This window comes from uncultured Methylobacterium sp. (assembly GCF_964244095.1).
In the GTDB taxonomy this organism is placed as follows: Bacteria; Pseudomonadota; Alphaproteobacteria; order Rhizobiales; family Beijerinckiaceae; genus Methylobacterium.
Genome location: NZ_CAXTHR010000118.1, coordinates 1 through 13099, shown reverse-complemented (window position 1 = coordinate 13099; position 13099 = coordinate 1). Strand labels below are relative to the sequence as shown.

Genomic DNA, 13099 nt, shown 5'->3' with positions numbered 1-13099 from the left:
GCTATCAGGCCCGCTTCGGCGCGAGCCCGCCGCGGGTCGCCTCGCTCGCCTACGATTCCGTCTCGCTCAGCGCTGCGCTCTCGCGGCAATACGGCACCCAGCGCTTCGCGGATGCCACGCTCACCAAGAGCGCGGGCTTTGCCGGCATCGACGGCACCTTCCGCTTCCGCAGCGACGGCCTCAGCGACCGCAGCCTCGCGGTCCACGAGATCCGCAACAACGGGTCGAGCGTGGTCAGCCCGGCGCCCCGCGCCCTGTCGAAGCCCGGGACCTGACCGCCGCCCCCGGACGTGACGTCGCCCGCAATGGTCGGTTCGGCCATCGGGCGCTCACGCCGCGAGGCTCGCCACCACGGCGTTGAGCACGGGGGCGCCGCGCGCGGTCGCGGCGATGCGGCCGGTGTCCAGGTGCGCCACGAGGCCGTCGCCGACGAGCATCGCGATCCGCGCCGCGTCGAGCGGCCGGCCCTTGAGCGCCGCGTAGCGCGCCGGGTCGATGCCCTCGGCCAGGCGCAGGCCCATCATCAGGAATTCGTCGGCCTGGTCCGCGCCCGCGATCTCCTCGGTCTCGGCGATGCCGTGCCCGTCGCGCTCGACGCGGGCGAGCCACGCTTCGGGTGCCCGCTCGGCGACGGTGCCGAGGCGCCCCTGCGCCGTCACGAGGCGGCCGTGCGCGCCGGGGCCGAGGCCCGCATACTCGCCGTAGCGCCAATACAGCAGGTTGTGGCGCGACTGCGCGCCGGCCCGCGCATGGTTCGAGATCTCGTAGGCCGGCAGGCCGGCACGGTCGCAGACCTCCTGCGTCACGTCGTAGAGCACGCGGGCGGTCTCGTCGTCGGGCGGCACCAGCCGGCCGGCCGCCGCGAGCCCGTGGAACGGCGTGCCGGGCTCGATCGTGAGCTGGTAGAGCGACAGGTGCTCGGCCGCCCGGCCGATCGCCTCGGTCAGCTCCCGGCGCCAGGCGTCGGGGGTCTGGTGCGGGCGGGCGTAGATCAGGTCGAAGGAGCTTCGTTCGAACGCGCCCTGCGCGACCCGGATCGCGGCGAACGCCTCCTGCGCGCTGTGCAGGCGCCCGAGGCCCTTCAGCGAAGCATCGTCGAGGGCCTGGATGCCGAGCGAGACCCGGTTCACCCCGGCCGCGCGATAGCCGCGGAAGCGCCCCGCCTCGACGCTGGTCGGGTTGGCCTCCAGGGTGATCTCGGCCTGCGGCTCGACGGCCCAGGCCCCGGCGACGGCGTCGAGGATGCCGGCAACCGTCGCCGGCCGCATCAGCGAGGGCGTGCCGCCGCCCAGGAACACGCTCGACACGCTGCGGCCCGGCGTGCGGGCGGCGACATGCGCGATCTCGGCCCGGAACGCCGCGAGGTAGCGAGCCTCGTCCACCGGCGCATGGCGGACATGGCTGTTGAAGTCGCAATAGGGACACTTCGCGGCGCAGAAGGGCCAGTGGACGTAGATTCCGAAGCCCGCGTCGCGGGTCGGGTGGTCCGGGCCTGAACGGTCGGTCATCGCACGCGCTGTGCGCGCGCGCGTTCCATTTGGCAATCGCACGGCAACGTCAGGCCGACCGGCGCAGGCAGGCGGCGGCGAGCGTCACGAAGGCGCGGGCCCGGTGCGAGAGCGCGGCCCCGGTCCGCCAGTCGACCCCGTGCTTCTCCTCCGAGGAAATCTCGCCGAAGGTGCGGTCATGGCCGTCCGGCCGGAACATCGGGTCGTAGCCGAAGCCGGCCGTGCCGCGGGGCGCGACGAGGTCGCCGAACACCCGGCCCTCGAACAGTTCGGTGTGGCCGTCCGGCCACGCGATGACGAGGGCCGAGACGAAATGGGCGCGCCGGCTCGTCGCGCCGCGCAGGTCCAGCTCCGAGACGATGCGCGTCATCGCCGCAGAAAAGTCCTTGGCCGCGCCGGCCCAGCGGGCGGAGAACAGCCCCGGTGCGCCGTCGAGCGCGTCGACGCAGAGGCCGGAATCGTCGGCGAAGGCGGGGAGCCCCGAGGCGTTGGCCGCCGCCACCGCCTTGATCGCCGCGTTCTCGGCAAACATCGTGCCGGTCTCCTCGGGCTCGGGCAGCCCGAGCTCGCCGGCCGAAACCGCCTCGACGCCGAACGGCGCGAGCAGTTCGCGCATCTCCACGAGCTTGCCGGCGTTGTGGGTGGCGATCACGACCCGGCCGCTCAGGATTCTGTGGCTCATGCGATCGCCTGCCTCTGGAGGGCGACGAGGTCGGCGACGCCGCCCTTGGCGAGCCGCAGGAGTTCGAGAAGTTCGGCTTCGGAGAACGGCTTGCCCTCGGCCGTGCCCTGCACCTCGACGAGGCCGCCGGTGCCGGTGATGACGAAGTTGGCGTCGGTCTCGGCGCCCGAATCCTCGGCGTAGTCGAGGTCGAGCACCGCCGCGCCCCTGACGATGCCGCAGGACACCGCGGCGACGTGGTCGCGCAAGGGGTCGACCGAGATGATCGAGCGGGCGCGCATCCACGCGAAGCACCCGTGCAGGGCGACGAAGGCGCCGGTGATCGCCGCGGTGCGGGTGCCGCCGTCGGCCTGGATCACGTCGCAATCCACCGTGACCTGACGCTCGCCGATCGCGGCGAGGTCCGTGACGGCGCGCAGGGAGCGCCCGATCAGCCGCTGGATCTCCTGCGTGCGCCCCGAGGGCCTGCCGGCATTCACCTCGCGGCGGGTGCGCTCGTGCGTGGCGCGCGGCAGCATCGCGTACTCGGCCGTCACCCAGCCCTTGCCCGAGCCGCGCAGCCAGGGCGGCCCGCGCTCCTCCAGCGAGGCGGTGCAGAGCACCTTGGTCTCGCCGAAGGTCACGAGGCAGGAACCCTCGGCGTAGCGCGCCACCGCCGGCTCCAACGTGACCTTGCGCAGCTCGTCGGCCGCGCGTCTCGAGGGCCGCATCCGGCGCTCTCCCGGTTCGAGGATCGAGCCGGGTGCTTAGGCCGGGCCGCCGCGGGCGGCAACCCGGCTCCCCGGAGCTGAGCATCGGAGATGGCGGATTGATCCGCGGGCTTTGCCGGGACACAATCGCACCGCAGGAACGATGCGTGACCGAGTTCTCCCGACCCCTCTCCCAGCCTCCGCAGGTTCAGGCGCTCGCCGCGCTGAACGAGCGCGCCCGCGAGATCTTCCGCCAGATCGTCGAGGGCTACCTCTCGACCGGGGAGCCGATGGGCTCGCGCAACCTCGCGCGTATCCTGCCGATGACCCTGTCGCCGGCCTCGATCCGCAACGTGATGTCGGACCTGGAGCAGTCCGGGCTGATCTTTGCGCCGCACACCTCCGCCGGACGCCTGCCGACCGAACTCGGCCTGCGCTTCTTCGTCGACGCGATGCTCGAACTCGGTGACGTCGGCCGCGAGGAGCAGGAGCGCATCGAGGCGCAGATGCGCGCGGCGGCCTCGCGCCACACCTTCGATTCGGCGCTCGCCGAGGCGTCGAGCCTCCTGTCGGGCATCTCGCGCGGCGCCGGCGTGGTGCTGACGACCAAGACCAACGTCCACCTCAAGCACATCGAGTTCGTGCGGCTCGATCCGGCGCGCGCGCTGGTGGTGCTGGTCTCCGACGACGGCTCGGTGGAGAACCGCCTGCTCGACCTGCCGCTGGGGCTCCCGGCGAGCGCGCTGCAGGAGGCCTCGAACTACCTCAACGCTCGCCTGCAGGGGCGCACGCTCGGCGGCCTGCGGGCCGAGATCGAGGCCGGGCGGCAGGCGATGAAGCGCGAGCTCGACGCGATCACCGAGCGCCTGGTCGATGCGGGGCTCGCGGTCTCGGTCGGCCCGAGCGAGGCGCGCCAGCTCATCGTGCGCGGCCAGGCCAACCTGCTGGACGACCTGCGCGCGCTCGACGACCTCGAGCGCATGCGGCTCTTGTTCTCCGACCTCGAAACGCAGAAAGACGTGATCGACCTTCTCGCGCGCGCCGAGGGCGGCGACGGGGTGCGGATCTTCATCGGCTCGGAGAACAAGCTGTTCTCGCTCTCGGGCTCGTCGCTGATCGCCGCGCCGTTCCGCGACGGCGCGCAGACCATCGTCGGCGTCGTCGGCGTCATCGGCCCGACGCGGCTCAACTACGCGCGCATCGTGCCGATGGTGGATTACACCGCGCGGGTGGTCTCGCGGATGCTCGACCGGGGTTCGTCGTAGGGCTCGCGCCCTTTCCCCCCTCCGCGGACGATGGCGGCTCGCGAAGCGGGTCGGGAGAGGGCAGCGCCCTGTTCGGATGCGGCGCTCCCCTCTCCCGACCTTCGCCGACGCGAGGCCCACCCTTCCCCGCAGAGGGGGAGGGAGAACCCGCGTGCTGCGATCAACTCCGGATCACGTCCACGATCTCGTAGGTGTCGGGATCGACGATGACGATGTCGTCGTCGACGAGGATGTAGCCGTAATCCTCGTATTCCGGCGCCAGCTCGACGAGGTCGGGCGGAAGCCGGCTCAGGGTGTAGCTGCGGGCGATGGTGGCGCCCACGGTCAGCGCGAAGGCGCCGGCGGCCAGACGCGGCACGCCGCTGCGGAACAGGTCCTGGCGGAACCGGGTGCGCTCCCCGCCGCCGAGGCGGCCGTAGGCGCCGCGGGCCTCGCCGCCGCCGCGCGGCCCGCGCGGCCCGCGATCCGGCCGGCCGTCGCGGTCGCCCCGGGGACCGAACCCGTCGCGGTCGCCCCGCGCGCCGGGTCCGTCGCGGTCGCCCCGCGCACCCGGCCCGTCGCGGTCGCCGCCCCGGTCGCCCCGCTGGGCCGGGAAGCCGTCGTCGCGTCCGCCCGGCCTGCCGCCCGGAGGGCCGTCGCGGCCCGGACCACGCTCGGCCGCCCCGCCGAGACCGCCGCCAGGACCGCCGCCGAGACCGCCGCGCTCGGCCGCGCCCCCGGCGGGCGCACCGCCGCCGTCGCCCTTCATGGCGCCGCCGGGCGCCCCGCCGGGGCCGCCCCGCATGCCGCCGCCCGCCGGACCGCCGGCCCCGCCGCCGTCACCGCCGCCGCCGCCCTTCGTGGCGCCGCCGCCGGGTCCGCCGGGGCCGCCCTGGCCGAACGCCGTCGCCGTGCCGAGCACCAGCACGGCCGCGGTCACCGTATTGCGAAAGAGCTTGTTCATGGCGGTGTTTCCCGTCCCGTGATCGATCGCGTCGCATCTGCGACTTCACCGCCCCGAAACGACACAGTCCGGCAAAGCGTTCCGCGGCGCATGTCCGCCGCCGCGGCTGGCCCGGCCCGTCCGGCGCCTGTCCGCCGCCTACCGGATCACCGCGCAGGCGATGCGCCGGCCGGCGCCGCCGATCGGCTGGGTGGTGTGGTCGTCCTCGTTGGCGTGGACGATCAGCGCCGAGCCGTCGCCGTCCCTGAGGCCGCCCTCGCCGGTGAGCGGCGTCTCGCTGGAGACCTCCGCGTTCACCGAGCCGTCCGGCGCGGCGTAGACGTTGGGCAAGTCGCCCTCGTCCGGCCCGTCCGGGTTGAGCAGGCCGTGCTTGCTCTGGTCGTGGTTCACGTGCGCCTTGGACGCCTCGAACTTTTCGGTGTCGGAGCAGTCGCCCACCGCGTGGAAGTGGAGGCCGTGCCAGCCGGGCGGCAGGCCGCCGGCCCTGATCGCGATCCGCATCACCAGCGCATTGGCGCCGTCGCGGATCATCAGCGTGCCGATGCTCTCGCCCTTGTTGTTGACGATCTCGCCGCCGAAGGTCTGAGGCGCTGCGGCCGGGGCCGCCTCGGGGGCCGGCGCGCCTTGCGCCCATGCGCCGTGGGCGCCGGCTGCGAGGCCCGCAAGGGCTGCGAGCAACGGCAGGGTGCGTGTCATGTGATGGCTCTCCTCTCCAGCCCGGCCGAAGCGGGCCTTCGCGGGCCGCCCCACGAATGCCTGCTTCGATCCCTTTGGTGCCGCATCGTTTTTGTCGCGCGAACCGGCAGCCGCTTCGCGCGATGAGGCTTAGGTAGGCCCCTGCCCCGCCATCCGACAGGGCCCGCCTCCGATCGCCCCGCCCGGACCTTTCCGTGAACGCTCCCCGATGACGCGAGACAGGATCAGGGCCGACCTCCTCCTGGTCGAGCACGGCCATTTCGAGAGCCGCGCGCGGGCGCAGGCCGCCATCGCCGCGGGCCTGGTGCGGGCCGACGGCCGGCCCGTAGCCCGCGCCTCCGAGCGGCTGCCGGCCGATGCCGCGATCGAGGCCGAAGCGCCGCACCCCTTCGTCTCCCGCGGCGGCCTGAAGCTCGCGGCGGCCCTCGACGCCTTCGGCCTCGATCCGGCGGGCCTTCCCTGCCTCGATGTCGGCGCCTCCACCGGCGGCTTCACCGACCTGCTGCTGCGCCGGGGCGCCGTCGGGGTCGTCAGCCTCGATGTCGGCCACGGCCAGCTCCATCCGAGGCTCCGGGTCGACCCGCGGGTGACGAACCGCGAAGGGACCGATATCCGCAGCCTCGCGCCCGGCAGCCTCGACCCCGCCCCCGGCCTCGCCTGCATCGACGTGAGCTTCATCGGGCTTGGCTTGGTGCTGCCGGCGGTGGCGGGGCTGCTGGCGCCCGGTGCCCGCCTCGCCGCGCTGGTCAAGCCGCAATTCGAGGCCGGCCGCGACCGGGTCGGCCGCGGCGGCCTCGTGCGCGACGCGGGCGTCCATGCGGAGGTCTGCGCGGCGGTGTGCGGGACGCTGCGCGGCCTCGGCTTCACGATCCTCGGCCTGATCCCCTCGCCCGTGCGGGGCGGGGACGGCAACACCGAATTCCTCGTGGGCGCACGCCGCGAAAGACCCGATGATTCCAACTGAGACCGTCACGATCGGCCGCCTCGGCGCGCGCGGCGACGGCATCGCCGAGGACGGAACCGCGGTGGCCTTCGCCCTGCCGGGCGAGCGCGTCGCGATCCGCCGGGACGGCGGGCGGGGCGAACTCGTGGCGATCGAGACGCCCTCGCCCGACCGGATCGCGCCGGTCTGCCCGTACTTCACCCGCTGCGGCGGCTGCGCCACCCAGCACCTCGCGCCCGGCCCCTACGCCGCCTGGAAGCACGCGCAGGTCGCCCATGCCCTGGAACAGGCCGGCCTCGACCGCGTGCCCGAGCCGCTGATCGACGCCCACGGCGAGGGCCGCCGCCGCATCACGCTGCATGTCCGCGAGATCGACGGCCGGGCCGAGGCCGGGCTGATGGCCGCCCGCAGCCACGCGCTCGTGGCGATCGACTGGTGCCCGATCACCGTGCCGGCCCTGCACCAGGTTCCGGAAGTCGCGCGCGCGCTCGCCGCCCCCCTCGGGCACGGGCGAAAGCCCCTCGACGTGGCGGTGACCGCGAGCGAGGCCGGCCTCGACGTGGACCTGCGCGGCCACGGCCCGGTCGCGGCGGGCGTGCGCGCGGCCCTGGTGCGGCTTGCCGATGACCTCGACCTCGCCCGCCTCTCGCTGCACGGCGACGTGGTGGTCGAGCGTCGGGCCGTCACGGTCGTATCCGGCCACGCCCGCCTCCATCCGCCGCCGGGCGGCTTCCTCCAGGCGACGGGCGCCGGCGAGGCCACGCTCGCCGGGCTGGTGCGCGAGGGGATCGCGGGGAAGGCCAAGCGCGTCGCCGACCTGTTCTCCGGCTGCGGACCCTTCACCCTGGCGATAGCGCGGGGAAGCCGCGTCCACGCGGTGGAGAGTGAGGCCGGCGCGCTCGCTGGGATCGAGCGGTCCTCTCGCGGCGTGCAGGGCTTGAAGACGGTCACCACCGAGCGCCGCGACCTGTTCCGGCGCCCGCTCCTGGCCCACGATCTCGCCGGCTACGACGCCGTCGTGTTCGATCCGCCGCGGGCCGGCGCGCAGGCCCAGGCGCGGCAGATCGCCGAATCGACGGTGCCGCTGGCGGTCGGCGTGAGTTGCGACGCCGGCACCTTCGCCCGCGACGCGGCGGCCCTCGTCGCAGCCGGCTTCGCCCTGGAGCGGGTCACCCCGGTGGACCAGTTCCGCTATTCGGGGCACGTGGAGATGGTCGGGGTGTTCCGCCGCGCGGTCGCGACGCGGCGGCGGTTGTAGCAGGGCGGTTTTGTGCCTCCCCCGCAAAGGCTTACGGATTCACACATCGCGCGGCGCGTCCGGGTGATGCGCGGGTCTTCCCTCCCCCCGCAGAGTGGGGAGGGAAGGTGCTTGCTCCTGCGATATCTGTGAACTCGGTAGCCGGCAGAGGGGAGAGTGAGAAGCACGGCGCGGCTAGAACAGCGCCCCCTGCGCGTCCTCGTCGCTCGATCGCGGCTGCTCGGCCGGCGGCGCATCCGGCTTCGGGGCGGCGGGCTGCGGCCGGCTCACGGGCACGATCAGGTCGGAATCGTCGTTGCGCACGGCGTTGACGCGGTCGCTCACCGGGTCGAGGCGGAGCCAGTCGTCCGGGCACGGCCGGCACAGGGCCGCGGCCGCACCCTGCTCGACGCCGCCCGTGTCGAGCCAGGGCGCGACGGCGTCGGGCGCGAGGATCGCCGGCATCCGGTCGTGGATTGCGGCCATGGTGCCGTTCGCCCCCGTGGTGACGATGGCGGCGGTGTCGATCTCCGAGCCGTCGGCGCCGAGCCAGGATTCCCACAGGCCCGCCAGCGCCATCGGCGCGCCGTCCGCGCGGCGGATCGCGAACGGCGTCTTCGTCGCGCCGCGGCCGGTGCCCTCCCGCCGCCACTCGTAGAACCCGTCGGCGAGGAACACGCAGCGGCGGTGGCGCACGGCGCCGCGGAAGGTCGGCTTCTCGAGGATCGTCTCGGCGCGGGCGTTGATCACCAGCGGAAAGGTCTTCGGGTCCTTGAGCCAGCTCGGCCAGAAGCCCCAGCGCACGAGGCGGAAATGCCGAGCGCCGTCCCGGGCGGTCACCACCGCGACCGGCTGCGTCGGCGCCACGTTGTAGCGCGGCGGGAAGTTCGGGCGCTCCGGGTAGCCGAAGACCTCGGCGAAGACCTCGGGCGCCTGCGCGATGAAGAAGCGTCCGCACATCCCGCGACCTCCGATCGCCTGCCTCGCATGCCGGGCGTCGCGAGGCCACTCGGCCCCGGCACGCCACGCCCCCTGTCTCCAAATCGGCACATTCGCGGGCCAACACTAGGCTTCGCGCGAAAACGGCCGGTTTCGCCGTGACCGTCCGCGGGCCGCGTCTAAGATGCGGTTCGAGACGGTTCGTGCCCCCTGGGCGCCCGGCCGGATTCGGCCGAAACGATGGGACGACGAGCGATGACGGTGCGACCCGAGACCCGCGTGCTCCTGGTCTTTCCACGTTTTTACGAAAACTCGATGTGGAACTTCAAGGAGGCGCTGGAACTCCAGGGCGCCCGCGCGCCGGCGCCGCCGCTCGGCCTGATCACGCTGGCCGCGATGCTGCCCGCGCACTGGACCGTCCGCCTGATCAACCGCAACTGCGAGACGATGACCGACGCCGACTTCCTGGGCGCCGACCTCGTTATGAGCGGCGGCATGCTGCCGCAGGAGCCGGACACGCTGACCGTGATCGCCGAGTGCCGCAGGCTCGGCGTGCCGGTCTGCATCGGCGGCCCGGCCCCGACCTCGACCCCGGAGATGTACGACGACGCCGACTTCCTCGTCCTTGGCGAGGCCGAAGGCGTGCTCGACCGCTTCGTCGAGGCCTGGGAGGCGGGCGAGCGGCGGGGCCGTTTCACGGCGGAGAAGTTCAAGGCCGACGTGACCAAGAGCCCGATCCCGCGCTTCGACCTGCTGACCTTCAGCCACTACCTCTACATCGGCGTGCAGTTCTCCCGCGGCTGCCCGTTCACCTGCGAGTTCTGCGACATCATCGAGCTCTACGGCCGCGCCCCGCGCACCAAGACCACGCCGCAGATGCTGGCCGAGCTCGACCGCCTGTACGGACTGGGCTACCGCGGCCACGTCGACTTCGTGGACGACAACCTGATCGGCAACAAGAAGGCGATCAAGCTGTTCCTGCCGCACCTGATCGCGTGGCAGGAGAAGCACGGCTACCCGTTCAAGTTCTCGACCGAGGCCTCGCTCAACCTCGCCGACGACGACGCCCTGCTCGGCATGATGCGGGACGCGAACTTCTTCGCCCTGTTCACCGGCATCGAGACGCCGGACGAGGCGACGCTGATCCAGACCCAGAAGAAGCAGAACACCAAGCGCTCGATCGCCGACAGCGTGCACAAGCTCTACGAGCACGGCATGTTCGTCACCGCCGGCTTCATCGTCGGCTTCGACACCGAGAAGGACAGCATCGCGGGCGCGATGTCGCGCTGCATCGGCGACACCGGCGTGCCGATCGCGATGGTCGGCCTGCTCTACGCGCTGCCCAACACCCAGCTCCAGCGAAGGCTGCGCGCCGAAGGGCGGCTCTACGAGACCTTCGCGCAGACCACCGCGACCCAGGGCGACCAGTGCACCCAGGGCCTGAACTTCGTGACGCTCCGCCCGCAGCGCGACGTGCTCGCCGATTACCGCGACGTGCTCGCCGAGGTCTACGATCCGAAGAACTTCTTCGAGCGCGTGCGCGAGGTGTCCCGCCGGCTCAAGCGCCCGACCTTCGCGGCGCGGACGATCCGCTGGGGCGCGGTGGCCCACGACCTGTGGTCGCTGGCCCGCATCATCTGGCGCATGACCGTGCGGCGGCCGGAGATGGCCCGGCACTTCTGGGGCGTGTTCCTGGAGACCGCCCGCCGCAACCCGGCCGCGCTCGAGGCGGTGGTGACGAACATGGTGCTCTACCTGCACGTCTACCCGTTCTCGCGCTACGTCATTCGCGAGATCGAGGGCCGCATCGCCGACCTCGATGCCGGCCGCTGGGTCGAGCCGCCGCGCATGGCGGCCGACAACGATCCAGTGCGCGCGCAGAGGGTCGGCAAGGCGGAGGTGGATCACCTCGCGGCCGTCGCCTGACGAGCGCGGTCCGCCGGCTCGGGCGACCTGTCTCCAAAACGGCGCAATCGCCGGGGAAGGGTCGCTGGCGTCCGCTCCCGGCGGGCGACCGCATTGGCAATCGGCGCGGAACGGCTAGGGTCGCCGCGTCGGGCCGGCCATGCGGGGATCGGATCGATCGAAGGAGACAGCCGTGACGGATCAGGTTCGGACCGCGCCGCGCGTGCTGATGGTGTTCCCGCGCTTCGACGCCAACTCCTTCTGGTGCTTCAAGGAGCCTGCCGAGTTGCACGGCGCGAAGTATTCCGCGCCGCCGCTCGGCCTGATCACGCTCGCCGCGATGCTGCCGCCCGCTTGGCAGCTCCGGCTCGTCGACTGCAACACGTCGGACCTGACCGAGGACGACGTGCGCGGCGCCGACCTCGTGCTCACCGGCGGCATGCTGCCCCAGTGGCCGAGCACGACGGCGGTGATCGCCCTGTGCAAACGCCTCGGCGTGCCGGTCTGCGTCGGCGGCCCCTCCCCGACCTCGACGCCGGAGATGTACGCGGCGGCCGACTTCCGCGTGCTCGGCGAGGCCGAGGGCATCATCCACGAGTTCGTCGCCGCCTGGGAGCGCGGCGAGCGCGCCGGCGAATTCACCGCGGAGAAGTTCAAGGCCGACGTCACCAAGAGCCCGATCCCGCGCTTCGATCTGCTCGACTTCCGCGACTACATCTACATCGGCGTGCAGTTCTCCCGCGGCTGCCCGTTCACCTGCGAGTTCTGCGACATCATCGAACTCTACGGCCGCAGCCCACGCACCAAGACCGTGACGCAGATGCTCGCCGAACTCGACCGGCTGCACGCGCTCGGCTACCGCGGCCACGTCGATTTCGTCGACGACAACCTGATCGGCAACAAGAAGGCCGTGAAGCTGTTCCTGCCGCACCTGATCCGCTGGCAGAAGGAGCGCGGCTACCCGTTCCGCTTCTCCACCGAAGCCTCGCTCAACCTCGCCGACGACGACGCCCTGCTCGGGCTGATGCGGGACGCCAACTTCTTCGTCGTGTTCATCGGCATCGAGACGCCGGACGAGGCGACGCTGGTCCACACCTCGAAGAAGCAGAACACCCGCCGCTCGATCGCCGACAGCGTGCACAAGCTCTACGAGCACGGCATGTTCGTCACCGCCGGCTTCATCGTCGGCTTCGACACCGAGACCGATGCGATGGCCGACGCGATGATCGCCTGCGTGCGCGACACGGCGGTCCCGGCGGCGATGATCGGCCTGCTGACCGCGCTGCCGAGCACGCAGCTCCACCGCCGGCTCGCCCGCGAGGGCCGCCTGCACTCGAACGCGGACTGGGACCGCGAGCTGCCGGGCGACCAGTGCACCGCGGGCCTCAACTTCACGACCAAGCGCCCGCGGCAGCAGGTGCTGGCCGATTACCGGCGCATCCTGGAGACGGTCTACGAACCCCGGGCGTTCTTCAAGCGCGCCACTGGCGTCGGGCTAGCCCTGAAGCGGCCGCGCCTGCGCGAGGAGGCGGTGCAGTGGAAGCGCATCGCGCACGACCTGCGCACCTTCGTGCGCCTGTGCTGGCGCATGAGCGTCGGGCATCGGGAACTCGCCGGGCCGTTCTGGCGCATGGTCCTCACGCTCGCCGTGCGCAATCCCCGGTCGTTCGAGTTCGCGATGGTCAACGTGGTGATGTTCACCCACCTCTATCCGTTCTCGCGCTTCGTCATCGAGACGTTGGGCCGGCAGATCGCGGCGATCGAGAACGGCGACTACGTCGAGCCGACGATGATGCCGGCAGCCATCGGCTCGGCGGAGGTGGAGCCTGCCGCCGCCAAGGCCGCGATCCCCGTGGCGGCCTGAAGCCTACAGCCACCGTTTCCACCGGAAGAACACGTAGGGCAGCACGGCGGCGAACACCATCATCACCACCGCCATCGGGTAGCCGAAGCTCCACTCGAGCTCCGGCATCGCCTTGAAGTTCATGCCGTAGATCGAGGCGATCAGCGTCGGCGGCATGAACACCACCGCCATGACCGAGAACAGCTTGATGATGTTGTTCTGTTCGAGGTTGACCAGCCCGAGCGTCGCGTCGAGCAGGAACTGGATCTTCGAGGACAGGAAGGTGGCGTGCTCCTCGAGCGATTGCAGGTCGCGCAAGGTCGAGCGCACGTCCTCGCGCAGCTCCCGCGGCGCCTTCGCCGTGCGGTAGGTGGCCGAGAGCGAGAGCAGGATGCGCTCCATCGAGACGAGGCTCTCGCGCTGCTTCGAGATCAGGTCGCCGTGGCGCC

12 protein-coding genes and 1 pseudogene are annotated in these 13099 nt (G+C 72.3%); 6 read left to right on the top strand and 7 right to left on the bottom strand.

The features are described from left to right. A pseudogene (locus ACFE86_RS16750) lies at window positions 1–275 on the top strand (penicillin-binding protein activator); the annotation flags it as partial. Window positions 276–329: 54 nt separating this feature from the next. Here ACFE86_RS16750 and hemW read toward each other — a convergent pair. The 3 genes from hemW to rph are packed head-to-tail and all read right to left on the bottom strand — an operon-like array spanning window position 330 to window position 2900. Then, on the bottom strand, window positions 330–1508 hold the full coding sequence (gene hemW / locus ACFE86_RS16745; protein ID WP_375456461.1) for a radical SAM family heme chaperone HemW: 1179 nt from the start codon (window positions 1506–1508) through the stop codon (window positions 330–332). Between the two features lie 49 nt (window positions 1509–1557). Continuing rightward, complete coding sequence (rdgB, locus tag ACFE86_RS16740) at window positions 1558–2190, bottom strand: RdgB/HAM1 family non-canonical purine NTP pyrophosphatase (RefSeq protein WP_375456460.1); 633 nt, start codon at window positions 2188–2190, stop codon at window positions 1558–1560. Then, a complete protein-coding gene (gene rph / locus ACFE86_RS16735) occupies window positions 2187–2900 on the bottom strand; it encodes a ribonuclease PH (protein WP_375456459.1) in 714 nt (237 codons plus the stop codon). The genes rdgB and rph overlap by 4 nt, the downstream gene beginning before the upstream one ends. 146 nt (window positions 2901–3046) lie before the next feature. Here rph and hrcA point away from each other — a divergent pair, with 146 nt between their 5' ends. Next, window positions 3047–4144 carry a heat-inducible transcriptional repressor HrcA gene (gene hrcA / locus ACFE86_RS16730; protein ID WP_375456458.1) on the top strand — a complete coding sequence of 366 codons (1098 nt, stop codon included), beginning with the start codon at window positions 3047–3049 and terminating at the stop codon, window positions 4142–4144. Between the two features lie 160 nt (window positions 4145–4304). Here the strand turns inward: hrcA and ACFE86_RS16725 are convergent, their stop codons facing one another. Then, window positions 4305–5087, bottom strand: a complete 783-nt coding sequence (locus tag ACFE86_RS16725) for a DUF1236 domain-containing protein (protein ID WP_375456457.1) — start codon at window positions 5085–5087, stop codon at window positions 4305–4307. 138 nt (window positions 5088–5225) lie between these two features. Next, the gene (locus ACFE86_RS16720) at window positions 5226–5783 is read right to left on the bottom strand and encodes a superoxide dismutase family protein (RefSeq protein WP_375456456.1); all 558 of its coding nucleotides are present in this window, start codon (window positions 5781–5783) and stop codon (window positions 5226–5228) included. A gap of 208 nt (window positions 5784–5991) precedes the next feature. Here ACFE86_RS16720 and ACFE86_RS16715 point away from each other — a divergent pair, with 208 nt between their 5' ends. Both ACFE86_RS16715 and ACFE86_RS16710 read left to right on the top strand, forming a co-directional pair. Beyond that, window positions 5992–6747 (top strand): TlyA family RNA methyltransferase, encoded by a 756-nt coding sequence (locus ACFE86_RS16715; protein WP_375456455.1) that lies wholly within the window; start codon window positions 5992–5994, stop codon window positions 6745–6747. Beyond that, window positions 6734–7984, top strand: a complete 1251-nt coding sequence (locus ACFE86_RS16710; protein ID WP_375456454.1) for a class I SAM-dependent RNA methyltransferase — start codon at window positions 6734–6736, stop codon at window positions 7982–7984. The genes ACFE86_RS16715 and ACFE86_RS16710 overlap by 14 nt, the downstream gene beginning before the upstream one ends. A gap of 174 nt (window positions 7985–8158) precedes the next feature. Here the strand turns inward: ACFE86_RS16710 and ACFE86_RS16705 are convergent, their stop codons facing one another. Further along, entirely contained in the window at window positions 8159–8923 is a 765-nt protein-coding gene (locus tag ACFE86_RS16705; protein WP_375456453.1) for an SOS response-associated peptidase, read from the bottom strand. A gap of 234 nt (window positions 8924–9157) precedes the next feature. Here ACFE86_RS16705 and ACFE86_RS16700 point away from each other — a divergent pair, with 234 nt between their 5' ends. Together ACFE86_RS16700 and ACFE86_RS16695 are read left to right on the top strand one after the other, a co-directional pair. Continuing rightward, window positions 9158–10828, top strand: coding sequence for a B12-binding domain-containing radical SAM protein (locus tag ACFE86_RS16700; RefSeq protein ID WP_375456452.1), 1671 nt, complete (start codon window positions 9158–9160; stop codon window positions 10826–10828). A 208-nt stretch (window positions 10829–11036) separates the two neighbouring features. After that, window positions 11037–12671 (top strand): B12-binding domain-containing radical SAM protein, encoded by a 1635-nt coding sequence (locus ACFE86_RS16695; RefSeq protein ID WP_375456462.1) that lies wholly within the window; start codon window positions 11037–11039, stop codon window positions 12669–12671. Window positions 12672–12674: 3 nt separating this feature from the next. Here ACFE86_RS16695 and ACFE86_RS16690 read toward each other — a convergent pair. Next, window positions 12675–13099, bottom strand: a 425-nt coding sequence (locus ACFE86_RS16690; protein ID WP_375456451.1) for a CorA family divalent cation transporter, incomplete at its 5' end; no start/stop codon positions are given.

What these genes read in the sequence shown, in the direction of transcription:
- ACFE86_RS16710 (WP_375456454.1), top strand. Translation starts at nt 6,734, where the DNA reads ATGATTCCAACTGAGACCGTCACGATCGGCCGCCTCGGCGCGCGCGGC.
- rdgB (WP_375456460.1), bottom strand. Translation starts at nt 2,190, where the DNA reads ATGAGCCACAGAATCCTGAGCGGCCGGGTCGTGATCGCCACCCACAAC.
- hemW (WP_375456461.1), bottom strand. Translation starts at nt 1,508, where the DNA reads ATGACCGACCGTTCAGGCCCGGACCACCCGACCCGCGACGCGGGCTTC.
- ACFE86_RS16695 (WP_375456462.1), top strand. Translation starts at nt 11,037, where the DNA reads ATGGTGTTCCCGCGCTTCGACGCCAACTCCTTCTGGTGCTTCAAGGAG.
- ACFE86_RS16705 (WP_375456453.1), bottom strand. Translation starts at nt 8,923, where the DNA reads ATGTGCGGACGCTTCTTCATCGCGCAGGCGCCCGAGGTCTTCGCCGAG.
- ACFE86_RS16720 (WP_375456456.1), bottom strand. Translation starts at nt 5,783, where the DNA reads ATGACACGCACCCTGCCGTTGCTCGCAGCCCTTGCGGGCCTCGCAGCC.
- ACFE86_RS16700 (WP_375456452.1), top strand. Translation starts at nt 9,158, where the DNA reads ATGACGGTGCGACCCGAGACCCGCGTGCTCCTGGTCTTTCCACGTTTT.
- rph (WP_375456459.1), bottom strand. Translation starts at nt 2,900, where the DNA reads ATGCGGCCCTCGAGACGCGCGGCCGACGAGCTGCGCAAGGTCACGTTG.
- ACFE86_RS16715 (WP_375456455.1), top strand. Translation starts at nt 5,992, where the DNA reads ATGACGCGAGACAGGATCAGGGCCGACCTCCTCCTGGTCGAGCACGGC.
- ACFE86_RS16725 (WP_375456457.1), bottom strand. Translation starts at nt 5,087, where the DNA reads ATGAACAAGCTCTTTCGCAATACGGTGACCGCGGCCGTGCTGGTGCTC.